General features: G+C 47.7%; 20 protein-coding genes. 8 read left to right on the top strand and 12 right to left on the bottom strand.

The window, feature by feature from the left end; all coding sequences use genetic code 11:
- Positions 1–12 precede the first annotated feature (12 nt).
- From iscB to ACO6V5_RS14660, 7 genes are all read right to left on the bottom strand, one after another.
- A complete protein-coding gene (gene iscB / locus ACO6V5_RS14690) occupies positions 13–1,233 on the bottom strand; it encodes an RNA-guided endonuclease IscB (RefSeq protein WP_422136981.1) in 1,221 nt (406 codons plus the stop codon).
- A gap of 238 nt (positions 1,234–1,471) precedes the next feature.
- Complete coding sequence (locus ACO6V5_RS14685) at positions 1,472–2,431, bottom strand: PDDEXK nuclease domain-containing protein (RefSeq protein WP_422412304.1); 960 nt, start codon at positions 2,429–2,431, stop codon at positions 1,472–1,474.
- A gap of 59 nt (positions 2,432–2,490) precedes the next feature.
- Entirely contained in the window at positions 2,491–2,907 is a 417-nt protein-coding gene (locus ACO6V5_RS14680) for a hypothetical protein (protein WP_422412306.1), read from the bottom strand.
- Positions 2,904–3,497 carry a nucleotidyltransferase domain-containing protein gene (locus ACO6V5_RS14675; RefSeq protein ID WP_422412308.1) on the bottom strand — a complete coding sequence of 198 codons (594 nt, stop codon included), beginning with the start codon at positions 3,495–3,497 and terminating at the stop codon, positions 2,904–2,906. The genes ACO6V5_RS14680 and ACO6V5_RS14675 overlap by 4 nt, the downstream gene beginning before the upstream one ends.
- Positions 3,498–3,645: 148 nt before the next feature.
- Complete coding sequence (locus ACO6V5_RS14670; RefSeq protein ID WP_422412310.1) at positions 3,646–5,028, bottom strand: restriction endonuclease subunit S; 1,383 nt, start codon at positions 5,026–5,028, stop codon at positions 3,646–3,648.
- A complete protein-coding gene (locus ACO6V5_RS14665) occupies positions 5,028–6,080 on the bottom strand; it encodes a PDDEXK nuclease domain-containing protein (RefSeq protein WP_422412312.1) in 1,053 nt (350 codons plus the stop codon). The genes ACO6V5_RS14670 and ACO6V5_RS14665 overlap by 1 nt, the downstream gene beginning before the upstream one ends.
- A complete protein-coding gene (locus ACO6V5_RS14660; RefSeq protein ID WP_422412314.1) occupies positions 6,077–8,311 on the bottom strand; it encodes a type I restriction-modification system subunit M in 2,235 nt (744 codons plus the stop codon). Before ACO6V5_RS14660 ends, ACO6V5_RS14665 begins: the two co-directional genes overlap by 4 nt.
- Positions 8,312–8,730: 419 nt before the next feature.
- Between ACO6V5_RS14660 and livH the strand changes: the two genes are divergently transcribed.
- From livH to ACO6V5_RS14635, 5 genes are all read left to right on the top strand, one after another.
- The gene (gene livH, locus ACO6V5_RS14655; protein WP_422412316.1) at positions 8,731–9,657 is read left to right on the top strand and encodes a high-affinity branched-chain amino acid ABC transporter permease LivH; all 927 of its coding nucleotides are present in this window, start codon (positions 8,731–8,733) and stop codon (positions 9,655–9,657) included.
- Positions 9,654–10,976 (top strand): high-affinity branched-chain amino acid ABC transporter permease LivM, encoded by a 1,323-nt coding sequence (locus ACO6V5_RS14650; protein WP_422412318.1) that lies wholly within the window; start codon positions 9,654–9,656, stop codon positions 10,974–10,976. Before livH ends, ACO6V5_RS14650 begins: the two co-directional genes overlap by 4 nt.
- Before the next feature lie 14 nt (positions 10,977–10,990).
- Entirely contained in the window at positions 10,991–11,758 is a 768-nt protein-coding gene (gene livG, locus ACO6V5_RS14645) for a high-affinity branched-chain amino acid ABC transporter ATP-binding protein LivG (RefSeq protein ID WP_422139957.1), read from the top strand.
- Between the two features lie 138 nt (positions 11,759–11,896).
- Positions 11,897–12,616 carry an ABC transporter ATP-binding protein gene (locus tag ACO6V5_RS14640; protein ID WP_422412321.1) on the top strand — a complete coding sequence of 240 codons (720 nt, stop codon included), beginning with the start codon at positions 11,897–11,899 and terminating at the stop codon, positions 12,614–12,616.
- 193 nt (positions 12,617–12,809) lie between these two features.
- On the top strand, positions 12,810–12,938 hold the full coding sequence (locus tag ACO6V5_RS14635) for a hypothetical protein (protein ID WP_422442174.1): 129 nt from the start codon (positions 12,810–12,812) through the stop codon (positions 12,936–12,938).
- A 384-nt stretch (positions 12,939–13,322) separates the two neighbouring features.
- Here the strand turns inward: ACO6V5_RS14635 and ACO6V5_RS14630 are convergent, their stop codons facing one another.
- Positions 13,323–13,574: a hypothetical protein gene (locus ACO6V5_RS14630; protein ID WP_422412323.1), complete on the bottom strand. Its 252-nt coding sequence runs from the start codon at positions 13,572–13,574 to the stop codon at positions 13,323–13,325.
- 295 nt (positions 13,575–13,869) lie between these two features.
- On the opposite strand from ACO6V5_RS14630, the gene ACO6V5_RS14625 reads away from it, so the two are divergent.
- The 3 genes from ACO6V5_RS14625 (at position 13,870) to ACO6V5_RS14615 (ending at position 18,256) form a co-directional block, all read left to right on the top strand.
- Entirely contained in the window at positions 13,870–14,250 is a 381-nt protein-coding gene (locus ACO6V5_RS14625; protein ID WP_422412325.1) for a hypothetical protein, read from the top strand.
- Positions 14,247–16,460 (top strand): hypothetical protein, encoded by a 2,214-nt coding sequence (locus ACO6V5_RS14620; RefSeq protein WP_422412327.1) that lies wholly within the window; start codon positions 14,247–14,249, stop codon positions 16,458–16,460. Before ACO6V5_RS14625 ends, ACO6V5_RS14620 begins: the two co-directional genes overlap by 4 nt.
- A 227-nt stretch (positions 16,461–16,687) precedes the next feature.
- Entirely contained in the window at positions 16,688–18,256 is a 1,569-nt protein-coding gene (locus tag ACO6V5_RS14615; protein WP_422412329.1) for a hypothetical protein, read from the top strand.
- 635 nt (positions 18,257–18,891) lie between these two features.
- Here ACO6V5_RS14615 and ACO6V5_RS14610 read toward each other — a convergent pair.
- From ACO6V5_RS14610 to ACO6V5_RS14595, 4 genes are read right to left on the bottom strand one after another with little or no spacing between them, the layout of a single operon-like run.
- The gene (locus ACO6V5_RS14610) at positions 18,892–20,256 is read right to left on the bottom strand and encodes a diguanylate cyclase domain-containing protein (protein ID WP_422136994.1); all 1,365 of its coding nucleotides are present in this window, start codon (positions 20,254–20,256) and stop codon (positions 18,892–18,894) included.
- Positions 20,257–20,275: 19 nt separating this feature from the next.
- Positions 20,276–20,851, bottom strand: a complete 576-nt coding sequence (locus tag ACO6V5_RS14605) for a chemotaxis protein CheB (protein ID WP_422136995.1) — start codon at positions 20,849–20,851, stop codon at positions 20,276–20,278.
- Positions 20,851–21,681: a CheR family methyltransferase gene (locus tag ACO6V5_RS14600; RefSeq protein ID WP_422139965.1), complete on the bottom strand. Its 831-nt coding sequence runs from the start codon at positions 21,679–21,681 to the stop codon at positions 20,851–20,853. Before ACO6V5_RS14600 ends, ACO6V5_RS14605 begins: the two co-directional genes overlap by 1 nt.
- Entirely contained in the window at positions 21,678–25,835 is a 4,158-nt protein-coding gene (locus ACO6V5_RS14595) for a response regulator (RefSeq protein WP_422136997.1), read from the bottom strand. Before ACO6V5_RS14595 ends, ACO6V5_RS14600 begins: the two co-directional genes overlap by 4 nt.
- Between the last annotated feature and the right edge of the window lie 233 nt (positions 25,836–26,068).

The following is a 26,068-nucleotide window of genomic DNA, read 5'->3' as shown; positions in this document are numbered from 1 at the left end:
CGCCAAGATTCGCTATGCACAATGTTCGAAGTCGATCAGGGTTGTGCTTCTGGCGCTTAACCTTTTACAGCCCTTCTTAATTGTTGTGCTGGTTATTGTAGTTTTACCTTCTATATCCATCAATACAGCATATCCTGTAGACATTCTACCCTTGATAAATCCTTTACCCTTTTGGGTATTTACATAGTCGAACTTTTTAATGCCAAACAACTTGCCAACAGGAATTTTCTTTTCTGATCTCTGCCCTTTGTGTAACTGATAGTCACCTTTAGAGACATGAACCTTCTTATACACAATTGGACTCGGTTCAACCAACTCCCCATGTTCACTGCAAATAGCTACAGCATCATTGAAATGGGTTTTGGGTAATTTTAAAATCGTTTCACGCTTGAATTTTGTCTCATACCCAAAGGTTTCTTTGAATGACCAGTTTTTCTTTAACACTTCCTTGATGGTGCTGACTTGGGTGGCGTGTTTAGTCTTGCTTTTCTGGCTCTTAATCTCAAATTTCCCATCGTGTAAATCCTTGTGGCACCTTTCACATAGGGTTATTAGGTTACCAGGCTCATCTGTTCCACCATTTGATCGAAATACAATATGATGAACGTGTAATTTTTCACTATGCTTAACCTTCTGTTTTGAATGACATTTGTATCCATCACGATCAAGGACATAGGCTTTGACGTTGTAATAATCCTTCTGTTTTCCTTCCTGATAGCCCCTTCCCGACACTTCAGGGTTGGTTATCTTGTGAATGTCAAAACTGGCCGTTTCTACATTCCATCGGGTAACAGGTAAAATCATTTCAACCTGTTTCTTTTCCCTGAAATGGGACTGAACCTTAGACCTTACAGAAGGTGGAAGCCTTCCAAACATGGTTGAGTTTTTCCTGTTCAAAAATCTGGGCTTTCTATATCGGGTTTTTCTGTTACGTCTATTGCTCCGATACATTCTCCTTTGATCCATTTTTTTCTTAATATCGGTTCTAAGCTTGACTTGAGACTGATATACAACCTTGCCGTTAGATATAGCAGCACAGCCGATAACCTTAGAGCCGGTATCCATACCAGCCACTACAGTTTGCTTATAGCCTGTAGAGCCAAACTGTAGCTGTATAGTGAATGGTGTCCTTGAAACAACCCTAGCCTTACCCTCTTTCAAGAGCTTTCTGGCCCGTTGGGGCTTGCATGGCATTAATGGTTCACCATTCTTGTTGAGTACGTAAACTAGCATTCAGTCTACCTCCTTCGAGTTGTGCTTACGCTGGTTTGTAGGATCAAACCAGTTTCAGACTTCCTTTCGACCAGCTATAACGGCTTCGCAATGTGGTTGACTGTCTATAACCCAATAAGACTGTTTACAGAGCCACGATAGAGCAAGGAACTAAGGCGACATTCCAAGGTATCTACATCCGAAATAACGTCTACTATTTTTTGCCTCTCCTAAATAGTGGTCTAGTCAACAAGGGCTTTTACAAGCCCGTTCCTTTAGGGACGGGTAGTTGACCCAGTTCAAGTAATTCAATTTGCTTTTGCTTCTTACCTGCACAAAGAATGATGCCGATAGGGGGGTCTTCTCCATGCTGACGGTCATATCTATTCAGCCAGCGTAGATATAACTCCATCTGTCCTTTGTACTCAGCTTTAAACTTGCCTGTTTTCAGTTCAATAGCAACCAGTCGCTTCAGTTTTCGGTTATAGAACAAGAGATCAATATAAAAATCATCTTCATCAATTTGAACTCGGTGCTGGCGTGCGACAAAAGTGAAGCCCATACCCATTTCTAACAGGAAATGCTCCATTTCCCGCAAAATAGCATCCTCAAGATCTTTTTCCACGTAGGTATCATTAAGCTCAAGAAAATCCAGAATGTAAGGGTCTTTCAGAACGATATCCTGATCGGCTTTCCTTTGATCCCTCAGCATTTTCAGATCGTGAACGATGGTTTCTTCCGGCTTTCGGGATAAGGCTGTACGCTCAAACAGCATGGAATCCATACGCTCGCTGAAGGTGCGGACAGACCATCGCTCCTGAATCGCCATGGTCATATAGAACTCACGTTTTAGTGGGTCATCAATGTAAATCAACAGTTTCAGGTGTGACCAGCTCAATTGTCTCCACACTGTAGAGACAATTTCATCAGCCTCACAGATTTCGGCAAACTTAATACAATGTCTCAATTGCTGAGGGCTCCAGCCCTTACCAAACTGCCCGGAGAGCTGGCGGGACAAGCCGGAAATAACCTGTTTGCCGTAGTCTGCCCGCTTACCCTTCAGGATTTCCTGCTGAATACGCTGACCGACCTTCCAATAGAGTGCGGTTATCTCGGCATTGAGTGCCACCGCTGCCCGTTGTTTGGCTCTTTGTATCAGGTCTTTGATTTCGCCGAACAGGTTATCCGGCTCTTTTGATGAAGCGGGTGTTTTGCTCATGCGGTGGCCTCTGCGGGTTGTTCTTGTTGTTGTGCTTCTGGTTGCCAGTCACGTACGTCCTAAGAGATTTCAGGGAGTGATTTAACCAGATTTAACAGCTCATGGGTTAGCAGAATCAGTTCTTTCAACAGTTGCGGGTTAATATCCAGATGCCCTTCGTATTCCGCCAGGTTACGATGGTTGTGGCATTGATCAAGAACCCGCCATTTTGCACGACTCAAGTCTAATGTATGCTGCAAACACTGGAACACCAGATAACGGCTTTCAGAGCGGTAGCCGTGCCAGCGTAATGCAGCAAGTGACAAAGCATGGGCCGCACTATAGGCCAGAGAAAACTGGCTGTCGACGGATAAACCACTGATGGCAGCATCTTTGAGTTTGGTTTCAGCCGCCCGAACCATCCCTGCAAATTCCTGTGCATCAGGGGGTTCTTGTTTGAGCTTGTTGATTTTGACCAGATTATCCAGCTCTTTCACGATGGCTTGTCTCCGGTTAAGGGTTGATCGGTCAGCCAGAGTTTGGGCTGTTCCATAAGTCGTGTGACAAAACTTTGCTGACTGTCTACTCTTTGCTGGAATTCTTCAGGCGTCAGCAGTGTAGGATTAATGATTCGCCCCAGCTGATTTTCTGCTGGTTCCAGATGCTCCATAATCTCGCCATAACTTAAATCATGCCCCACCAGCAAAACGTCTATATCACTGCCCGCGTGTTCCTGTCCTTTTGCTACCGAGCCATAAATAAATGCCATGTCACATTGACTTAAAACGGGCGACAGTGCCCTTTTAATTACACCCTGTACGCCAAAGGTTTTGCGGGTAATGGCTTTCAGCTCTTCAAACACGGGGTTATCGGGATTGGCTTGATAATGCTGCTGGTTACCCTGCTGGTGAGTGGTGAGCAATCCGGCTTCGGTCATTTTCTTGAGTTCCCGAACCACAGCGCCCTTGCCGACCCCGGCCAGCCTTGCCACCTCGTTCAGATAAAAAGAGCAGTCCGGCTTGCCGTAGAGCACAGCCAGCAGACGTTGCTGAGTTTTGGTGAACAGTACGGAGGCAATGGATGACACAGTGACGAAGTTCCTATAGAGGTATCAATATGGGAACTATAGGTCTCATATTGGGACTTTTCAAGGTCCCAATATGAGACCTTTCAGTTTCAATTTAGGACTGATCTGAATTGTCTCGACAGTGTCGAGACAATCGCAGGCTCAGATATTATGACGGAGCGACCCAGTCACGTACGTCGATTTTGCCGGTGACGGCGGCGGAGATTAGGGCTGTGCGGCGTTCTGCAAAGAATTCGCTAAGAGAAATTGCTTCACCAATTAGCTGATCAATCAAGCTTGTTTGTTTTAACAAATTAGCGATGATTGATGCCTGCTCTTTAATGCATGGCAGAGGAAATTTTAACTGCTTGAAGTCACCGAGACTGAAACGTTTGCGAGTTGATTCAACACTAATATTGTCAACAACTGCCCGCCCATAGTCTGCATTAAGTAAATAGCAGAGGTATTCAGGTAACACTTTGCACTTATCGACCCTAATTCGAACCACATCCTGAGTAATGATTGCATCCGGCTGATCTGACGGGTACACACAAGCATCACCAGGAGGCGAACCTACTTTCGATACAAGTACATCACCGCTGCTTACCGAGCATACGGATAGCTGAACTGCCTTTTTTGGTGTTACGCAGTCTTTACTCTTCCGGAAATAACCTGTGGGTTTAACATCACGAATATAAATTACCGGCACCCCTTTGAGCTTTAATTCACTGGATAGTAAGTCGCTACCAAAAGGGCCATTTACAAAGCTACCTCTAGTTTCTTCTGCAATGTGCATTAACTTTGTGTTGTGAACCCAATGCTCCGGCACTTCCCCAAGCCACTCCGCACCGGAATCCTTCATCGGTGCATCCGGGTTCAGCCCCTTGGTGACGGCATGACTGATCACCGCCTGTCGTTTTTCTTTCAACAGCCGGATCAGGGATTGCTGCTCTTCGATCAGGGTGTCGATTTTGGCGGTTTCGTGGTTGAGGAAGCTAACTATAATCTGCTGGCCCAATTTATCAGGCGAACTGATTTTCAGAGAGGCTACAACTTCCTGATTAATATTTGGTTGTCCACCGCCTGATGCCAAGTTAACGATGTCCTGTCGAAATGCCTGCAACCAATAATATAGATATTTATTATTGGTGACCTTGGATTCGGTCAGTACACAGCAAGCTTGGTTTGTTGTTGCTTCAACACCAAATATGCCCAGGCGACCAATGGTTGCACCATACATTGCTATGGCGACAGAGCCTTTTGGATACTTCCGCAAGGTAGGGAATCGTTTGATTGTATCCTCGGTGATTTTTTTTGTGGTATCTAAAATTTCAGCTTCACGAAGCTCACCTGTCGTAACCCAAGGGATATCACCCCCATACCATTCATCCGAGCTACTTGGTGGTGTTGTGCCAGAACCAATTTCATCATAGGCATGATTCAGTTTCCACATATCCCACGTAGTTGGAATTTTCCCTAGCCACTCAACCCCAGAATCCTTATATTCCGGATAAACCGCATATTTTTTGCGCTCAAGGCTGTTTCCGCCCATCACAATTCACCCCCCAGTCCCTGCTCAATTTCTTCAATACTGGGCAGTTGCGATTGTAGATTTTCTGGCAGTGATTGGGACAGTTGGTATTCCGAAACACCAATAGGCTTTTGAATATCGCTGAGGGCGTATTCCGCCACGAGTTTGTCCTTGTTCTTACACAGCAGAATGCCGATAGTCGGCGCATCGCCCTCCCTGCGTACCAGTTCATCTACTGCTTTGATATAAAAATTCAGTTTGCCTGCGTGTTCCGGCCTGAAGTCACCCGCTTTCAGTTCAATGACTACGTAGCAATGCAGGTGTGCATGATAAAATAAGAGGTCAATATAAAAATCCTGCTGTCCTACCTGTATATGAAACTGCTTGCCCATGTAGGCAAAACCTGATCCCAATTCCAGTAGAAACTGAGTGATATGCTTAATCAATCCCTGCTCCAGCTCTCGCTCTGTGTAATGATCAGTGAGGGCAAGAAAGTCAAACATATAGGGGTCTTTCAGGGTTTGCTGTGCAAGGTCGGACTGGACGGCAGGCAGTGTTGCATTGAAGTTGTTGGGCGCTTGTCCCTTCCGCTGCCAAAGTCCACTTTCAATCTGGTGAGTGAGAACGTTTCGGCTCCAGCCATGTTCTATGGTTTTGCCCACGTAATACAGAGCTTCAGCCGTTGTTTGGCACTTGCTGATTATCTTCAGGTTATGCCCCCAGGGAATCGACGTTAATTGGCCAACAAGCTGTTGGCTTTTTTCAACCTCATCCCGGTAGAACAGGTGCCACTGACGGATGTATTTGATGTTGCTGAGGGAAAAGCCTTTAATATCAGGGAATTCGTTGCTTAAATCCTTATTCAGCTGCTTTAAAAAACCATCACCCCAATTTGCTTCAACCTGCCGCCGAACAATGTCTTCCCCCAGTTCCCAGTAAAAATTCAGCAGAGTGGAGTTAACCTGAACGGCTGCCTTGAGTTGGGTTGCCAGAACCTTCTGTTTAAGGTTTTTCAGCCAGCTTTTGTATTCCTTATTCAGGCTCAGGTTAATGTTGTTTTTTGGCTTGCTCATGAGTGAACCTCTTTTAACAGACTCATGATTCTAGCACTCACCGCATCCAGATCAGCATCAATCGCTTCCAGCGCACGGGGCGGCTGATACACATAGAAGTGTCGGTTAAAAGGAATCTCGTAACCCACAATTCCAATCTCACCATCCTGGGCATCGCATTTATCAGCATTGACCCAGGCATCGGGTACATGGGGAGCCACTTCCCGGTTGAAGTAGGTTTCGATCAGGATATGAGTGGGCATTGATGGGTCAAGAGGAATGTTCTCGTTATCCCGCAGGTCACCATCGGTCTGGAATTCGACGACTTTGCCTTGGTATTCAAATGCGCCGTAGAGCGATTGGACTTCTTCATTCAGCACCTTTTTGATAACAGGTTCGGCTTCGGGGTTCTTGCAGGTGACGGCATCGAGGAACTGCTTTTTCTCTCTGGTATCCAACTTCAAATTAGCGGCTTTAAGGGCGGCTTTCAGGTCTTTATCGAACTGGTTAAAGTCGTTGGACAGTACCGTTCCGACTGTATTTTGCAGAGTTTGGGCTTTCTCCATCAGCCCCCGCTGGAACAGCCAGAGTTTGTCGTTCAGTACCTCTTTGATCTGCTTCTCTTTCAGTTCTTTGAAGTCTTTTTTGATTTTGGTGCGGATGGCTTCTTCATTGTCTGCCAGGATTGTATGACATTCTGTGCCGAATTCCTCAACCATCCAGCGCATAACGGCATTATACGGCCTGGGTGCATAGCGTAGACCCGTTACCGCGTCATCAGTAATCTGGGCGGACAGGCGAAGTGGGCGTTCCACGGTAATACGACGGTAGCCGAATTCATGACTGTCGAAAATTTTGGCGGCAAAGTTTTCTTCGGATGCTTCTGCAAAGGCTCCAAAGTTTTGGGTAATGATGCGGCGATCCGCTTCGCTCATGATGTTCCGCTTGGAGCCCAGGGACTTACGCATCTTGCCGCACAGGTTTACGCCGTTAATCAGCTGCACTTTACCTTTGCGTTCATTGGACTTTTTATTGGTCAGCACCCACACATAGGTAGCGATACCGGTGTTGTAGAACATGTCTGTGGGCAGGGCGACAATGGCTTCGAGCAGGTCGGCTTCGAGAATATAACGGCGAATCTCGCTTTCACCACTGCCTGCACTGCCGGTAAACAGCGGCGAACCGTTGAGGATAATGCCGATGCGGCTGGGGTTCTGGTTCTCTGGTGTGATGTCCCTGAACTTGCTGATCAGGTGCATCAGGAACAGCAGCGAACCATCGGACACTCTTGGCAGGCCGGGGCCAAAGCGACCGTCGTAGCCTTTGTGTTCATGCTCATCTTTAATGGTGCCTTCGATCTTTTTCCAGTCCACCCCGAATGGCGGATTAGACAGCATGTAGTCAAACTGGTCGCCACTGAGGTGATCGTTCGACAGAGTGTTGCCCAGTTTGATGCGACTGACATCCTGACCCTTGATCAGCATATCGGCTTTACAGATGGCGTAGGACTCCGGGTTCAGCTCTTGGCCAAAGGCCGTCATACGAGCTTTTGTATTATGCTTGTATACGTACTCCATTCCCGCAGAGAGAAAGCCGCCTGTACCTGCCGTTGGATCATAAATACTGCGAACGATCCCTTCTTTGGTTAAAGCATCATCATCTTCCATAAACACCAGTGAAGTGGTGAGCTCGACAATATCCCTTGGGGTAAAGTGTTCACCGGCGGTTTCGTTGGAAGATTCGGCAAAGCGACGGATCAGTTCTTCAAACACCAAGCCCATATCGTGGTTGCTGATCGCCTTGGGGCTGAGGTCGATGGTGGCAAACTTCCGCAGTACCTTGAACAGCAGGTTGGCTTCGTTCAGGCTGCCTACAAACTCATCAAACTTGAAATGCTCAAAGATTTCACGGGCATCTTTGGAGAAGGAGAGGACATAGTTTTCAAGGTTGTCCTTGATATCGCCCTGACCCATCTTCGACAGGTTCATGGGTGAAGTATTGAAAAACGACAATCCAGAAGCACGTAGCAGCATCTTCTCCATGCCTTCTTCAGGCAGGTTCATGGCCTTTACTTTTTCGTGCTGGGCAACCACTGCTTCCTTGGTGGGCTCCAGAACGCATTCCAGGCGGCGCAGCAGGGTAAACGGTAAGATGATGCGCCCGTACTGGGATTGCTTGAAATCGCCTCGCAGGAGGTCGGCTACGGACCAGATGAAGGCGGCAAGGTTGTTAGAGGTTTGGGTGTTGGGCATATCTTGACCAGATTGAGCTTTTGGCTGGCAGGTGAGTCAGCAAAAGTGACCAATTGATTGACTTTGATGCTGCTAGAGTACATCAAAAGTTCAGTATTAACGAATAGCGAAATATGTTTACCCAAGCTCTGGCGTTCAGGGTTGCGCATTCAAAAACTATAAAAATAGAAGTCTCTGAATCGTAAGGGCATATTGTTATTGTCGTCTAATAGGTAATGGCAATACCAGAAGCTTTTGCAGGTATTCAGCGAGGGTTGGGTTACTGCCTTTTGGCTTGGTCGGGCGGCCCTCTGTGTCAGGATCGTGGGTGTAACTTCTACAGGCACTACTTTTGCTCTTTCCCTACCAAGAGCCGTTGTCGTATGAGAGAATCAGCCTGGCATTAGGGGTTTTCACAAGAATAAAAACGAGGTCGTGGAATGGGGGATTCAAGTTTTTACCTTATTCAGCAACTGCTTAACGGGCTGACGATAGGCAGTACGTACGCACTGATCGCTATCGGTTATACCATGGTTTACGGCATCATTGGCATGATCAATTTTGCTCATGGTGAGATCTACATGATTGGCAGTTACATCGCTTTTGCGGTACTGGCCGCGTTAGCGATGATGGGAATCGACAGTGTTTCACTGATGCTGGTTTCCGCCTTTGTCATCAGCATCATTATCACCAGTACCTATGGCTTTGCTGTTGAAAGGGTTGCCTATCGGCCTTTGAGGAACAGCAACCGGTTGATTGCTCTGATTTCCGCTATTGGTATGTCCATTTTCCTTCAGAACTATGTCCGCCTGGCCCAGGGATCACGGGATATAGCCATGCCCAGCATGATCAGTGGTGGCTGGACCTTTGGTCCTGAAGACGGTTTTAATGCCACGGTGTCGTACATGCAGTTAATTATCTTTGTGGTGACGTTTATTGCCATGACGGCCCTGACTCTGTTTATCTCCAGATCAAAAATGGGACGGGCCTGCAGAGCTTGCGCTGAAGATCTTGGCATGACCGGGCTGCTGGGTATCAACACTCATCAGATTATTTCGATCACTTTTGTGATCGGGGCCGCTCTTGCTGCGGTAGCCGGTGTATTGCTTGGCATGTATTACGGAGTAATCAATCCCCACATTGGCTTTATGGCAGGTCTTAAAGCGTTCACTGCTGCCGTGTTGGGAGGAATCGGAAGTATACCCGGAGCTGTGCTGGGTGGTTTGATTCTGGGTGTCACGGAAGCCTTCACCGCAGGTTACTTCAGTGCGGAATATAAGGACGTTGTCGCCTTCAGTCTCCTCGTTCTGATTCTTCTGTTCAGGCCGACGGGTCTTCTGGGCAAGCCGGAGGTCGAAAAAGTATGAAATCATTACGCTTCACTCCGGCAATACTCTCGGCAGTTGTTTTGCTAATTCTAACCAGCCTGATGATGGGAGTTCGTCTTGAGCCCTCGGGCGTTGGACTTGAGGTGACATTAGCTGATCCTTCTTCCCTCTACTGGATAGCAGCAGGTGTGGCTGCTGTCTTCTTCTTCCAGCTGTTCAGAGCCCTCATCGATCAGAGGCTTTCCAGAATAAAACAACAGTTACCATCTATTAATGCAGAAAAGCTGACCAAAGCAACCAGGAACAAAGAGACCAGGACCCTTTTAATCTGCTTTGCAGTTGCAGGATTGATGATCTGGCCATTCTTTGTTTCCAGGGGGGCTGTGGATCTGGCCACTCTGGCCCTGATTTACGTGATGTTGGGGCTGGGTCTGAACATTGTGGTGGGCCTGGCCGGTCTTCTTGATTTGGGCTATGTCGGCTTTTATGCCGTGGGTGCCTACAGTTATGCCTTATTGAATCAATATCTGGGTCTCGACTTCTGGAGCAGTCTGGTGCTGGGCGGTATCCTGGCGGCTTTCTTTGGTTTTATTCTTGGTTTTCCGGTGCTCAGGCTTCGGGGTGATTATCTGGCCATCGTAACTCTGGGTTTTGGTGAAATCATTCGAATCTTGCTCAACAACTGGACGACATTTACCGGTGGTCCCAATGGTATTAGCCAGATTCCTAAACCGACTCTGTTTGGCCTTGAATTTGGACGCAGGGCGCAGGAAGAAGGGAATGCTCCTTTCCACGAATATTTTGGTATTGATTACAGCAGTGAGTACAAGGTGATTTTTCTGTACATACTGGCAGTGTTGCTGGTGATTGCCACGCTGTTTGTGATCAATCGACTGCTTCGAATGCCTATTGGCAGAGCCTGGGAAGCGTTGCGTGAAGATGATATTGCCTGTCGTTCACTGGGTTTGAATCCTACGGCCATCAAATTGTCTGCATTTACTATAGGGGCCGCATTTGCTGGCTTCGCCGGGACCTTCTTTGCTGCCCGTCAGGGTTTTATTAGTCCGGAGTCGTTTACTTTTATCGAGTCTGCCATCATTCTTGCCATTGTTGTGCTTGGCGGAATGGGATCTCAGGTCGGTGTCATTCTTGCTGCTGTGATCATGACCGTTCTCCCTGAGTTTGCCCGTGAATTCCAGGAATACCGAATGCTGATGTTCGGGTTGATGATGGTTTGCATGATGGTATGGCGTCCTGAAGGTCTGATGCCCATGAAGCGGCCTCATATCAAGATTAAATCGGATAAGTCTGAGTCGGTTAGCCCGATCAAGACAGCATCATTGGCTGAAAGCGTGTAAACGGGGGAATCAGAATGAGTGAATGTTTACTGGACGTTTCTGATCTGAGTATGCGCTTTGGCGGACTGCTGGCTGTGGATCAGATGGCGCTGAAAATCTGTCCGGGTGAAATTGTTTCCATGATCGGGCCCAATGGTGCCGGAAAAACGACCGTTTTTAACTGTCTTACGGGCTTTTATAAGGCGACTGGTGGCTCTGTTCAGTACAAAGGTCAGGCTATCGAAAAGATGCCGGGTTATAAAATAGCCCGGCTCGGTGTTGTGAGAACTTTTCAGAATGTGCGTCTGTTTAAGGGCATGAGCGTGCTGGAAAATCTTTTGGTTGCCCAGCACCGACATCTGAATACAGGGTTGTTGGCGGGGTTGTTTAAGACCCCGGGTTATCGGCGTAGTGAAGAACAAGCAATGGAAAGAGCAGAGTTCTGGTTGGATAAGGTCGGTCTGACCGAGTTTGCCAATCGTGAAGCGGGTAATCTGGCTTATGGACAGCAACGCAGACTGGAAATTGCCCGTTGTATGGTCACTCAGCCTGAGTTATTGATGCTGGATGAACCAGCCGCTGGTCTCAACCCCAATGAGACAGCAGAGCTGGACGAGCTTATTTCTGATCTGCGACGGGATCATGGTGTCACTGTGCTACTGATTGAACATGATATGAAGCTGGTTATGGATATTTCTGACCGGATTTATGTCATTAACCAGGGACGTCCTCTGGCTTCAGGTTCACCACAGGATATTCGCAACAACCCTGAGGTGATCAAGGCTTATCTGGGTGAAGGATAGTCACAAATTTTTGGGGACTTCCAGTAGTAATAGTCCCGGAGTCTTCGGGCTGTCTTGCGGACGTATTTCCGATCTTCGATGACTCCTCAAGACAGTTAGAATAGATAACAATCAGAATAAATAAAGGGCAGTAGCAGTATGTCAGCACCTGAACCACTTCTCAGCATTCGAAATGTGTCAACCTTCTATGGAAAGATCCAGGCTCTGGCTGCCGTCAGCGTAGATATCTCGGCAGGTGAGATTGTCACTCTGATAGGCGCCAATGGTGCTGGCAAGTCTTCATTGCTGATGACCATTTGTGGTGAGCCCAGGGCCGAATCTGGCTCCATACTCTACAAAGGGAAAGAGTTAGTGGGTCGTCCTACCTCCGAAATCATGCGCTCAGGCATTGCTGTTGTGCCAGAAGGGCGGAGAATTTTTTCCAGACTGACCGTCGAAGAAAATCTGACTATGGGTGGTTTTTTTGTGGATGGCGAGCCTTTTCGAAAAAACTATGAATTTGTACTGGAGCTTTTCCCTCGTCTGAAGGAGAGGCTGTACCAGAGAGGTGGCACCATGTCCGGAGGAGAGCAGCAGATGCTGGCGATCGCCAGAGCCTTGATGAGCAGCCCGGATTTGCTGTTACTGGATGAGCCCAGCCTGGGGCTGGCTCCGATTGTTATCCAGCAAATTTTTGAAATTATTGAACGCCTCCGGGAAAAAGGCGTTACGGTTTTTCTGGTGGAGCAGAATGCTAATCAGGCTCTGAGACTGGCAGACCGGGGTTATGTTCTGGAAAACGGTCGTATCGTGCTGCAGGGTGACAGTGATGAACTGTTGGCGGACGACGCTGTCCAGAAGGCTTATCTGGGAGCCTGACACTTTTCTGGCGAAAAACAGCCAGTCAGTTTGTCTGGACTATCAAAAGACCGTTCATCTATTCCTGCTTATGGAGACTAACAGGATCGAAACAGACTGGACACCTGTTAGCATCAGGCTTCTGAAGTTTTGCTGGCCATTTGGGCGCCGATTCTGATCGCTACACTGAGAATTGTAATGTTGAATAGCGATTATGAAGTACGAGGTAAGCATTATGGAAGTTTCGAATGATCGGCTGTCCCTTCAGGAAGTTGCTTTGTTAACCTGCTCTTTTTACAGCCTGGCCAGCATCATGGTCTGGCTGGTCAAGACAATTTATTGATTGGACAAGAAGCTTCAGGGTGACTTGGGAGGGAAGTCCTGAAGCACACGCTCATCAGTTATTCCGAGATCGTGCCGGGCATCCTGAAGGCTGTAAATGGTGCTGTCAGGTTCAAAATCAAAGCCTTGTTGAATGGTTTTTTCTGCTTCAGCTGTTTTGCCCAGAAAAACCTGAATGGCTGCCAGAGTATTAAACAGGTCAGAGGCAATGACACCGTGTCGAGGTGATCGCTTGCTGACTAAATCCTCTCTATGATTTACCTGAATGAGCGGAAAGCCCCGTACTTTTAGAGGATGTCGTAAAAGCCAAAATTCAAATCCAGTAAAGCCCTTCCCTTAGCAAAGTATGATGCTTTACTGGGTTTCTTTCCCGACTGATCCATTTTCAATCCTGTTCATCAAGAAGACTAGCGACAGTGAATGGTGCTTTCTGGTCGGTTAACTCAAGATGCTCTTTTAAGCTTGTATTGCCAAGGGTAATGGAGTTTACGTCTGGAGCAATAAAACGTCTTGTTTGAGCTTGGTCATCTGAGTTGCAAGACTCCTTGAAAGAGCTTTGATCAGAGTTGCGAGCTGCTGTTGAGAAAATATCCAGCTGAGGGTCGTTATTAATCTTAATTTGGCGTCTTGTTGTCATGAGGTAGCCGGTAAAACTGCTTTATCTAAGATTACCGGCTTTTGCGGGGTTTTGCGACACCCTCGATTGGGCGAGGGTTTATGACGATTTTGCTAAATATACACCTCCGGGCACCACTCCTTATTCATGGCTATCTGTAGAAGTGATTAACACTGTTGGCTGGCTTTTAACAGGCCCCCCCCCCAATCCACTGGCTCTTTCAGCAGCCCCTTTTATATTGACTCTGGCGGCAGTGACGGTGGCCCTCAGCAACAACTGCATACTTTGGGTTTAAACTGTTTCGTTTATCCCTGTAATGGGATTTGCAGGTTCCGATCATCATTCAACAGCAGCGAGTCCGCTGAATGGCCTCTTAATTCAGCAGACAGGCCGACAACTCCATCATAATGTGCCAACAGCCGGGGATTTGCCAATCAGTGCTGATGATTTGGTTATAGTCAATGCTTTACTCAAGGAGGGCCACCCCAATGGGAGTCAGTACCTGCCTCATCTTTCCCTGGCAGATGCAATACAGACCACAGACGACAGCGCGAAACCAACCTGTGACTTGACCATGGCCGGGAAGAATGGCCAGCCACAGCCGTGCGGAAGCGGCTGTATCAGTGCCAGAGCCCTGACGGATCACAAAAGGGTACATCGAAAACGCAAGCCTGTTGATGTGGAATCGGGACGATGATTGAATTTGAATGCAAGGGCAGAGTGATTAAACTCTTTATCTTTGCTGTACCGCTGTCGCTACTTCTGTCTTTGTCTTTCATCTGCAAGGCCGAACCGTCGACAAGACGTTTTGTTGTCGAGCTTGATAAGAATACAGGTTCTCCAAAGCAGAGCTTTTCAGTAAAACCTGACCGGCGCACTCTGCCCTGCAACCCATCTGATATGGCCAACACAGAATCCGATTCACTAACTTATGAGAAACCACACAGACTTAGCGGCTTCGCCGTAAGAACACCCCTTATTGGGTCGATTACGTGGCAATGGCTTTATGTTACTAACCTGCTGGTTGGTTATGAACTGATCCTGACCATCAAAGACGCTCCTCTAAGCTCTACCTATTTTTCATGGATACCTGTAGAAGTGGTTAGCGCTGTCGGTTGGCTTTTAAAAAGCTGCTGGACACCTGGTTTAACGCCGTTTAACCCGAATGAAAAGCAAGAGCTGCTTCAGGATCAGTCCTTTACGGCCACCAATATGATGTTTGGCTCTGGACATAACCAACCGGAATGCCAGCCATCAAAATCATCCGGACAGAAATCCCCAAAGACAACTAACCAGTTCACAGGCTCTTACACCAGCCCACTGAATACCGACTATGGCAGCGGCAGCAGAAGACCTCAACAACACTTACATACATTGGGTTTAAATTGTTTCGTCTATCCCTGTTATGGCGCGTGTAAATTACGACAGTCATCCGGCAACAGAGGACCCAAAGAATGTCCACACAATTTCGTAGAAAATTCGACAGGGCACACAGAAGCAAAATTAAAACCAGGCTCGTGCCCCCATTTGACTGATGGATACTGTTTTAGTTGTGTAGACTATTCTGATCCTGTAAACGCTGCAGGTTCCGACCATAATCTGCCTTTCGAAACAGATCCGCCTGACATTCAAGTCCAGTGCCATGCTGGCCCATTACTTGAACGACAAACTGAACATAAAATTGATAGCAACTCAGTCAATATCCGTAATTCTGTTGACGGGGTCGCCTTAGACGGGGTCGCCTTAGACGGGGTCGCCTCAAACTGGATCGCCACAAACCCATTGAATGTAGTAGCAGCCTGTACAACTGGACCTGACGGGCAATTAAGCTGTGTCGAAACCGTGTTCGGGAAAGATGGCCAGCCGAAACCATGCGGGATGGTCTGCAAGAGTGCTCAGGCCTTGTCGAAACACAAAAGAGGCATCCATAGCGGACAAAAAACCTGTGACTTGGCAGTGGCTGGCAAGGATGGCCAGACGCGACCTTGCGGAAAAGTCTGCAAGAACACTCAATCTCTGTCGTCTCATAAAAGCAGAGTCCACAGCGGGCAAAAAACCTGTAACGTAATAATGGTCGGTGAGAATGGCCAGCTTCGAGCATGCGAAACAGTCTGCAAGAATGCTCAATCCATATCATCACACAAAATCATATACCACTCCGGGCAGCAAGTCTGTGACATAACTGTGATCGGAGACGGTAGCTATAAGCGGCCATGCGGCTCGGTCTGGAAAAGTTCTCATGCCCTGAAAGAACACAAAAGAAGAGAACATACCAGGCAAATAATCTGCGAGATGCCCCTGGTCGGGGAGGATGGCCTGCCAAGACCATGCAGAACGATCTGCAACAACCAGAAAGCCCTCACGGATCATAAAAGATGCGCCCACAGCGGACAAAAGATTTGCGACTTCACCATGGTCGGGGATGATGGCCAGCCAAGGCCATGTGGAATGGTCTGCAAGAGTGCCAAAGCATTGTCTGATCACAAAAGAAGAAACCACAGCGGGCAACAAATATGTGACGTAACTCTGGTCGGAGAGGATGGCCTGCCGCAGCTATGCGGGAATGTCTGCACGAGCTCGAGAACTCTGGGAGATCACAAAAGAAGAGAGCACTCAGGGCGACAAATTTGTAACATAATCGCAGTCGGCAAGGATGGCCAAAAGCGACCATGCGGAAAGTTTTGCAAGAGTACTCAGCACCTGACTGAGCACAAAAGAAGAGAGCACTCAGGGCAACAAACTTGCAACATATCCGTGACCGGAGAAGATGGCCAGCTGCAACCATGCTGGATGATCTGCAAGAGTGCTGCATCTCTGTCAGATCACAAAAAAACACATCGAAAACGCAAGCCTGTTGATATGAACAAGAACGATAAACTTAGCTCTAAAAAAATGCAAATTGAATAAAAAACAGGCTTTTTCACTGCCCCTTTTTATTCTGACTCTGGCAAGACCTTGATCGGAGTGGATGGACGGCCACTTCGGCGCACAAAGGTCTCCTCAGTGCGAACTTTGACTATTAACAAAAGGCTTTTATCAGACAAACACACTTAATTTTTTGATCTATCCTTTCTCCCTGAAGACAACAACGCAGGGACAGATTTATTAAATACTCACTCCTTTTAGCAGCTCTGTTGCTGCTACCGTTTTTGTCTCTCATCTGTCAGGCCGAGACATGGACAAATTCTTTTGTTGTCGCGCTTGAGCAGGAAAAAGGTTCTCCAAACCTGAGCTTCTCTATAAAGCATGACCCGAGTGCATTGCCCGGCAATCTGCCAGAGACTGTCGACACAAATGACCATAGAGGGCCATTCCTTCTGACTAGCAATAAACGACATTTATCGCTCAGCTACAGGTTAGCAACGACCCTTGTTGAGTCGATCTCATGGCAGTTGCCTTACGTCACTAACCTGCTGGTTGCTTACGAACTGACCCTGACCACCAAAGTAGCCCCTATAAGCGCTACCTCCTATTCATGGCTTCCTGCAGAAATGGTGGTCGTTGTTGGTTGGCTTTTGAAAAGCTATTGGAACCCTGATTCGCTGCTGTTCAATCCGACTAAACAACAGGAGACGAGTCAGGATAGGCCGTTTTCGAGCATTATTATGATGGTTGTTCCTGTTCCTGAACAAGGCCAACAACAACGCCATTCATCGGGATCATCCGGTCACAGAGCTTCAGGGACAAGCCAATACAATATAGGCTCTTCCCTTGGCCCACCGCCTTCTGGCTCTGGTGATGACGATGGCAACGGAGGTTATCAGCAAAACCAACATACACTGGGATTAAATTGTTTGGTCTGTAACGGCATTTGCCGCTTGCGACCATCATCCGATATCAGGATGCCAGCTGAATGGACAATGGGTTCACCAGAACGATCGACAGGCAACACTGTATTGAGTGACCTGTCTGACGTTCAACTTCAAGATACTTCTGAGCAGCCGTTTCAGGAGCCTTACATTGATTCCCTCTCTTTTGGCGGGGTCGCCTTAGACGGGGTCGCCTTAGACGGGGTCGCCTTAGACGGGGTCGCCTCAGACGGGGTCGCCTCAGACGGGGTCGCCTCAGGCTCAGTGATTGCAGAGGCAGCCTATAACGGGAACCCCAATCCTGATGTACCGGCGCCCTGGAATTTGCCTTCCACCAATGATTTTACGGTCTTTGACAGGATAATTGACCATCAGAATCCTCACGAACAAGACGAGTTTTTCTTAACCCCTGCCCATTCAGAGACACAACAAACAACCACTGAATCACTCCACTCGAATCACAATCAACCCAATGTTACCCGGACAGGCGCAACACAACATATAAGCGTCAAAGGTCTTTCAATTTGTAACCTGATAGTGGTCGGGGAGGATCGTCAGACGCGGTCATGCGGTGAGGTCTGTCATAGTGCCAAGGCCCTGTCGCTTCACAAAAACAGATACCACACCGGGGAACAAACCTGTGACGTAAACGTGGTCGAAGAGGGTGGTCGGCCACGGCCATGCGGAAAAGTCTTCAAGAGTGCCGAATCATTGTTGTCTCACAAAAGCAGATCCCACATCGGACATAAAACCTGTAACGTGATCGTGGTTAGTAATGGCCGGTCTCAACCATGCGGGAAGATCTGCAAGAGTGACCAAACGCTGTTTGATCACCAAAGAGAGCACCGAAAACGTACGCATGACGATGCGGATAATAACAATGACTCTCCCTGAACTGACACCCGTTCTTGATGAGGTTTTGTCCGGTGCAACCTTTGGTTTTAACACTAGGAGCCTGACCGAGAATAGCGCCCGTAGCGAGGACGGCAGAAAATTGAGGATGAAAATTCGGTTTTGTGAGGAGAATAGCGAGCTATTTGACGAACAAAAGCGGATTTTCAGACCAATTTGCTGCCGCCGCAGTAGGGCAGTCTATTCTCGGTCAGGCTCCTAGCAGCCTTTCGGACTTAAGTGTCCGTAGCGAGGATTGCAAGAAATTGAGGATAAAAATCTCTGTTTCTGAGGAGAATAGCGAGCTATTTGACGAAGAAACAGGGATTTTTAGACCAATTTATTGCAACCGCACGACTGCATGGATGCAGGAGCTAGAGAAACGCAGGAGCAGTTGCCGAGTAGGACAGTCTTAAGTCCGACAGGCTGCTAGAATGCAAGGGTGGAATTATTAAACACTCTCTCTTTGCGATACTGCTGTTGCTGTCAGGCAACCCGTCAGATATTAGCGATACAGATGACTATAAAGAATCAGCTGTGCCGCTTGATTAAAAACGACACAAGCCTGTTGATTTGGAAAAGGTCGATGACCCCAGGCCTTAGATCTATAGAGCCACCCGGGTCTGTTCAGGTGTCGTTTAGTTGCCCTGTTCTGCCCGTTCCCTCTCTTCACTGTCCAGCTCAGACGCCAGCCGATAATCATCCCGCCCGCTTTTCTTGGCCACGTACATGGCCTGATCGGCAGCCTTAAGCAAAGCTTCGGCGTCGGAGCCGGTATCTTCAGACGTTGCAATTCCGATGCTGGTGCCTACGTGTCTGGCTTCGCCATCAAGATCATGGGGCTCCCGGATTGAGGTGAGAATTTTCTCTGCAATCAGTTTGGCATCCGAAGCCTCCGCCACATCATCCAGAATAATGGCAAATTCATCCCCACCTAATCTGGCCACCAGATCACCTTCACGGACGCACTCCTGCAACCTTTGTGAAACACTTTTCAGCAAAAGATCTCCAGCATCGTGTCCGAGGGTATCGTTGATTTCCTTGAAGTGATCCAGATCAAGATACATGACAGCGGTGCTCTTATTACGCCTCTGACTCCTGGCCAGTGAAGTACCCAAAAATTCTCTGAACAGTGTCCTGTTGGCCAGCCCTGTCAAACTGTCGTATTTCGCCATCAGCAACAACTGATTTTCCAGCTTTTTACGCTCGGTAATGTCCTGAAATAATAGAACGCAACCCTGCACTTTCTGTCTGTCATTAACAATAGCCGCCATATTGTATTCTGCGGCGAAGCTGTTTCCGGAAAGCGTCCAGAGTTGTCTCTCGGATGTTTGAAAGACGCCTCCACCGACCATGGTATTCTCACGAATCTCTGACTCTTGCCACTTTTCCAGAGCCTCTTCTCCTTGAGTGTCGTAGATAAACTGACTGATGTGTTTTCCCAGCAGATTTTCTTCTGTTCCCTCAAGCATGGCGCAGGCGGTTGGATTAATGAAGGAGATCCTGCCATCGGGATCAAGACCGGCAATTCCTTCACCGGCATTATCCAACAGCAGCTTGTTCTTGCGACTGATCCAGCGAAGTTTCCTGGAGACCTGCTCAAGTTCAATTCGCTGTTCTTCCAATTGCAGAAACACCTTAACCTTGCCCAACAGGATATCCGGATTGATTGGTTTTGGCAGATAATCAACCGCACCCGCCTGATAACCTTTATTGATATAGGCCTGATCCTTGTTAAGGGCGGTCACAAAAATGATAGGAATACTGGCTGTCTGCTTATTGCTGTGAAGCAAAGTTGCCGTCTCAAAACCATCCATGCCCGGCATCTGCACATCCAGAAGGATCACCGCAAAATGATGATGAAGAACTTCTGACAAAGCCGCTTCACCAGAGTCCACTTTATGGATCTCGGCCCCCAACGGCTTGAGAAGCTTGTTCATGGCCAGCAGATTCTCGGGACGATCATCCACGACCAGAATTTTAACTCTTGGCTTGTCATCCATGACAGCCCTCCTGACTCAGTCAAGTCCCAGGTTTAAAATTCTCGGCTTTTAAACAGATAGCAATATCACTCAAGTCCAGCACATGGTCTACACAACCGGTTGCAATAGCTGAATTGGGCATGACTGGCATATCGGCTGTTTCCGGATTCTGGGCAATGGTTATTCCACCGGCCTGTTTAACTGCCCTGATACCCTCTGCACCATCTCTATTGGCGCCGGTTAAGACGACACCCACCACCTGTGTGGCAAAAACATCGGCAGCGGATTGAAAGAGAACATCCACCGACGGTATCGAATGACAGACGGGTTCATCCATGCTCAAACTCAGGGTTTCCCTGTCCTCAATCTGCAAGTGGTAACCACCGGGAGCCAGATAAACATGGTTGTCGGTCATCTTCTGCTTGTCATAAGCAATACTGACCGCCAGTGGTGATGTTTTGTCCAGAACGTTTAATAAACCCTCTTCATCACCTGATGCCAGGTGTTTGGCAATAACAACGGGGCAAGCAAAATGACTTCCCAGCTTCTGGAGCAGGAATTCCAGTGCCGCAAGCCCTCCGGCAGAGACTCCGATCACCACAACCCCGTCGTTCATCAGAGACTCTTCCTGTAGATACGCTGGTCCCGATCCGTTACTTCCAGCTGATTACTGATGGCACTGAAGAGAATATTTTCCCGCTTGCCAACACAGAGCACGCCTCTGGAACACAGGCTGTCAAACAGCAGTTGCAGTACCCGATCCTGAAGCTCCTGATTGAAATAAATGAGTACATTTCGACAGAGAATCAGGTTCATTTCTCCGAATACACCATCTGTGACCAGATTATGATTAGCAAAGGTAATATGCTCGGTCAGTCGTCCATTGAACTTCACAGAGTCATACCCTCTGTGACAGTAATCTGATAACTCTTTCTTGCCCCCTGCTTTTTGGTAGTTCTCTTCGTAGAGGGCCATCTCTTTTTCGGGATAGATACCGGTTTTGGCATGACGCAATGCCTGATCGTTAAAGTCTGTGGCATAGATCTGACTGCGATCCAGCAGACCCTCTTCATCGAGGAGAATAGCCATGGAGTATGCTTCCTGCCCACTGGCGCAACCTGCATGCCAGACTTTGATAAACGGGTAGGTTTTCAGAATCGGGACTATGTTTTCCCTCAGAGACTTGAAGAAATCAGGGTTCCGGAACATCTCTGTCACGACCACTGACATATCTTTAACAAAAGCGGCGAAAGCAGATTCATCATGAAGAAACAATGGAATCAAGTCACTGATGTGCTGAACACCCGACATTTTCATGTGCCTTCTGACACGGCGCATTAAGGATGCCCTGGCATAGCTGCCAAACTGATAACCATACTTTTCCTGAACAGCCCTTAGCAGTAGTTTCAGTTCAAAATCCTGATCCGAATCCACGGGTTCTGTCATTTAAATAACCAGACTTTCATCATTTCAGTCAGTTTGTCGATATTCACTGGCTTGGTCATATAATCATTGGCTCCTGCTTCTATGCACTTCGCCTTGTCATCGGACATGGCTTTGGCTGTCAATGCAATGACTGGCATGCTCTTAAACCGTTCAATTTCACGCATTTTGGTCATGGCTTCATAGCCATCCATCACCGGCATCATGATGTCCATCAGCACCAGCTCAATACCGTCTTCTTCATCAAGCTTATCGAGGGCATTTTGTCCATTGTCAGCAATGACCACTTCCAGCCCCAGCCCCTGCAAGCCCTTCGACAATGCAAAGGTATTACGAAGATCATCATCCACCAGCAGGATTTTATGACCTTCCAGCGATTTGTTACTCAGGGTCTCTGCTGCTGGCTTGAATTCAGCGGGAGCCGACTTTTCAACCGAATGGATGAACAGACTGACCTCATCCATCACCCTCTCAGAAGCGTAATCTCCTTTCATAACCAGAGCACGGGTATATTTCTGCAGCTCTTTCTGGTCTTCAGTCGACAACTTCTTATCGGTATGAATGACGATTGATGGCATATTGTCGCCCATCTTTTCCTGCAGTTTCTGTAAAAACTCCAGACCACTGCTGTCGGGTAAATCAACATCCATCACCAGACACTGCCACTGATTCTCTGCCATCGACTTTTCGGCTTCTTCAGCGGATGAGACCCCGGCGATGTTCATCCCCTTTTCTGTCAGCATTTTCGCCAGGTGCGATCGACTCTCTGCATCACTGTCCAATAGCAGGGCATGTTGGATATCTTCTGACAGAACCGTTTCAAGCGTGCTGAAAACCATTTCCAGATCATCTATAGACACCGGCTTGACGAGGTACCCAACCGCGCCCTGTCGCTCTGACTCATCAGGATCACGACCCGACACGATATGCACCGGTATATTTTTTGTCGCTTCATTCTTCTGCAACTGCCTGAGCACCTCTTCACCATCCATATCTGGCAGGCCCAGATCAAGGATAATAGCCATAGGCTGTTCTTCGATCGCTGTCTGAATCCCTTCTTTACCACTGGCCTCCACCAGACATTGATAACCATGGCTGCCGGAAAGCTGTTTGACGATATCCGAAAAGTGCTGGTCATCTTCAATGATCAAAATATTCTTGCCAGCCTCTGACGTCTTCTTTTTGGTCGCAATTTTTTCAGCTTCAGGAGCGGGTTGAGCTTTGGCTTTTTTTTCAGCAGCAGAGGCTATTTTTTGATAACCGTCACTGGTAGCGGATGAATGACTGTCAGCCATCACTTCTCCGCCATCAAGTGAGCAGACGGCATTATCAGGCAGATACACAGTAAACGTTGTCCCTTCTCCTTCAACGCTCTCTATGCCGATATAACCACCCAACATAGAAGACAGCTCACGTGAGATAGCCAAGCCCAACCCGGTTCCGCCGTACTTTCTGCTGGTGGAGCCATCCGCTTGCTGGAATGCTTCAAACACAGCGTCCTGCTTTTCTTTCGGGATCCCTATCCCGGTATCCCTGACCGCAAAACCGACATAGGTTTCATTGCCATGGTCTGTCTTGCGGATTGAATTAAAGACCCGAATATAGACACCACCCTGCTCCGTAAACTTGAAGGCATTTGACAGGAAGTTTTTGAGAACCTGCATAACTCTCTGGCTATCGGAGAGAATCACCCTGGTCGTGCCCGGATCAATATCCACAGCAAAATCCAGCCCCTTGTTATCAGCCAGAGGTTTGAACAGAGTCCGCATACTGGAGCACAACTCTTCGATATCCATATCCTCAAGGTTGATACTCATCTTACCGGCTTCAACCTTGGATAAATCGAGAATGTCGTTGATCAGATCCAGAAGTTCCTTACCACCGCTGTAAATCACCTGCGCGGATTCAATCTGGTCTTCATTCAGGTTACCTTCGTCATTATCTGCGAGCATCTGCGCCAGAAGGAGCAGTGAGTTGAGAGGCGTGCGTAATTCATGGGACATATTGGCCAGGAACTCAGACTTGTATTTACTGGCCTGTTCCAGCTCTTTTGCCTTGTCTTCCAGGGTTTTTCTTGAAAGCTCAATATCCAGGTTTTTGCGTTCAATCTCGGCTTTCTGTTGTTGAAGCAGCTCGGTTTTCTCCTCCAGCTCAGCGTTAGACTTCTGCATTTCCTCACTTTGGGCTTTCAGTTCTTCCTGAGATTCTTCCAGCACTCTGGCACGGCTTTCCAGCTCATCATTCACAGAACGCAACTCTTCTTGTTGCTCTTTCATGGCTTCCGATTGCCGTGTGGTCTTTTCGAGCAGCTGATTGACACGAGTTCGATACTGGGCAGAATTGATGCCAATAGCGACACTCTCAAGGGCATCTTCCAGAAAGCCTCTCTGCTCATCCGTCAGCTCCCTTATAAGGGCAAACTCCAGAACACCCTTAACTTCTCCTTCATAGACAAGTGGTACGGTAATAATCACTTTTGGAGATGTACTGCCCAACCCCGATTCAATTTTGATGTAATTTTCGGGAATGCTGGTCAGTTCAATGGCCTGTTTCTCCATAGCTGCCTGACCCACCAGACCTTCCCCAATCTCAAAACTGTTTTTGCTTTGCTGGCGTTTTTTCCAGGCGTAGGATGCCATCAGCTGCAACCGCTTCTCATCATCCATGACATACATGGCACCCGTCTGCATATCAAGATAACGGGCAAGGTAGGAAACGATGTTTTTACAGACCTCTGATAACTCCTGCTCTCCCCTCATACAGTTATTCAAGCCTGCCTGACCTTCCTGTTGCCAGCTCTTGCGATCGTTATCACTGATGACATTTCTCAACTTCTCCGTCATCTCAGAGAAGCTGCGACTCAGGTCACTGATTTCATTGTGGCCACTGAGCACAGCTCCCTGGGCATAATCTCCCGACGCAACCCGGTTGACCCAGGCCGTGATGGCTCTGATAGGTCTGACCAACCTTCGGGTAATGACCAGTGCAATCAGAATAACAATCAGGGCTGTAATGGCTGTGATATAGATCAGGCGGTTTCTGAACTGAACAACTGAGTCGAAGGCATCCTTCTGGCTTACTTCAGAGATAAGTGCCATAGGTGTGCCGGCTACCTCAATGGCATAAAAGGTTCCCAGAACCCTCTCGCCGTAAACATTGGTGTAGCTCTTGATATGAAAATGCTGATCGACCTTATGACTGTCGGAGGCTTCCGAGTGAAGATCAAGCTCTCCGCCAAAAAGCTCATTCAACTCTGCATCGCTATCAAGACCGTGACTTTCATCCTCCGTGTCATGGTCATGGATTTCATGGAATACACCTTCGACATCAATATGAGCTATCCAGTCCTGCGTCAGGATGTTATCTGCTTTCAATATCATGGACTGGCTTGAATCCAGGTCTGTACCGTAGCGAATGTAGCCATCCTCACCAATAAGATAAGATTTCAGAGCATCACTAAACTGGTTTTCACTCTCAAAAATGTCCTGAACGTTGTGAGCCAGAATCTGAACCGCCAAAAAACCAATGGCTTTCTCTCTCTCGTCCACCAGCGGCAAAATAAAAAAACTGACTTTCTGGTCTCCAATGGGTGGATACGCAGTCACATCAGCGTACTTAGGTACCAAATCTTCAAGACTCTCGCGTGCAGCTTTTGCAAATGAGGTGTTGGCAAGAGTTCCATTGAAAATGTTCTTGCCCAGATCGTCGTAGGCATTCACGGTGAAGAGAATATTACCTTCCGTATCCCCCAAAATCAGGTCGGAGTAATCGTAGTAACGTAAAAAGTCCACAAACTCACTGGAGTACTGGTCCAGAATCTGGTTGTAACCGTCAGAATTAATGAACGTTTCCGTTGATTTCCTGAGATCGCTGTGACTTTTGATCAGGTGCGACAGAAAATCCCGGGCCACCCCGGCCTTGATAAACAGGTTGGTCACTACTGAGTCAAAATAATCATTAATTTGCTGACTCAATAACTGGTTGACGGTACTCAACTGCTCATAACGAGTCTGAACTATTGTTTGCTTACCCTGGCGGTATTCGTTGAAACCAATCACCGTAATAGGTCCCAGCGAGAGAATCATGAACCAGACAAAGAGTGTTACTGATAGACCATGCCTGAATTTTCTTTCAGTTGATTGTTGTGCATCCTGCATTTATCTGGCCATCCCTGCCACTTAAATCCCAACTATGTACGGTGTAATGCTTACAGCCTGAGTTGCCAGACTTCAGTAGTTTATCTCTTATTGCATCGCCTCTTTAAGGTAAAGTTTTAGAGCCGATAAGCTGGGAAATACTACCGGTTATCCAATAGAAAATGGGTCAGTCGGGAAAGAAACCCAGCAAAGCATCATACTTTGCTAAGGGAAGGGCTTTACTGGATTTGAAT

Origin of the sequence: Endozoicomonas sp. ALD068, assembly GCF_049310145.1 — a bacterium.
Classification (GTDB): Bacteria; Pseudomonadota; Gammaproteobacteria; order Pseudomonadales; family Endozoicomonadaceae; genus Endozoicomonas_A.
This window is presented reverse-complemented; position numbering and strand designations above follow the sequence as displayed.

Coding starts and splice junctions, on each gene's coding strand:
- ACO6V5_RS14625 (WP_422412325.1), top strand. CDS start 13,870: ATGGGATTTGCAGGTTCCGATCATCATTCAACAGCAGCGAGTCCGCTG.
- livH (WP_422412316.1), top strand. CDS start 8,731: ATGGGGGATTCAAGTTTTTACCTTATTCAGCAACTGCTTAACGGGCTG.
- ACO6V5_RS14665 (WP_422412312.1), bottom strand. CDS start 6,080: ATGAGCAAGCCAAAAAACAACATTAACCTGAGCCTGAATAAGGAATAC.
- ACO6V5_RS14635 (WP_422442174.1), top strand. CDS start 12,810: ATGAAGTACGAGGTAAGCATTATGGAAGTTTCGAATGATCGGCTGTCC.
- ACO6V5_RS14660 (WP_422412314.1), bottom strand. CDS start 8,311: ATGCCCAACACCCAAACCTCTAACAACCTTGCCGCCTTCATCTGGTCC.
- ACO6V5_RS14610 (WP_422136994.1), bottom strand. CDS start 20,256: ATGGATGACAAGCCAAGAGTTAAAATTCTGGTCGTGGATGATCGTCCC.
- ACO6V5_RS14650 (WP_422412318.1), top strand. CDS start 9,654: ATGAAATCATTACGCTTCACTCCGGCAATACTCTCGGCAGTTGTTTTG.
- ACO6V5_RS14640 (WP_422412321.1), top strand. CDS start 11,897: ATGTCAGCACCTGAACCACTTCTCAGCATTCGAAATGTGTCAACCTTC.
- ACO6V5_RS14620 (WP_422412327.1), top strand. CDS start 14,247: ATGATTGAATTTGAATGCAAGGGCAGAGTGATTAAACTCTTTATCTTT.
- livG (WP_422139957.1), top strand. CDS start 10,991: ATGAGTGAATGTTTACTGGACGTTTCTGATCTGAGTATGCGCTTTGGC.
- ACO6V5_RS14685 (WP_422412304.1), bottom strand. CDS start 2,431: ATGAGCAAAACACCCGCTTCATCAAAAGAGCCGGATAACCTGTTCGGC.
- ACO6V5_RS14600 (WP_422139965.1), bottom strand. CDS start 21,681: ATGACAGAACCCGTGGATTCGGATCAGGATTTTGAACTGAAACTACTG.
- iscB (WP_422136981.1), bottom strand. CDS start 1,233: ATGCTAGTTTACGTACTCAACAAGAATGGTGAACCATTAATGCCATGC.
- ACO6V5_RS14595 (WP_422136997.1), bottom strand. CDS start 25,835: ATGCAGGATGCACAACAATCAACTGAAAGAAAATTCAGGCATGGTCTA.
- ACO6V5_RS14630 (WP_422412323.1), bottom strand. CDS start 13,574: ATGACAACAAGACGCCAAATTAAGATTAATAACGACCCTCAGCTGGAT.
- ACO6V5_RS14605 (WP_422136995.1), bottom strand. CDS start 20,851: ATGAACGACGGGGTTGTGGTGATCGGAGTCTCTGCCGGAGGGCTTGCG.
- ACO6V5_RS14670 (WP_422412310.1), bottom strand. CDS start 5,028: ATGGGCGGAAACAGCCTTGAGCGCAAAAAATATGCGGTTTATCCGGAA.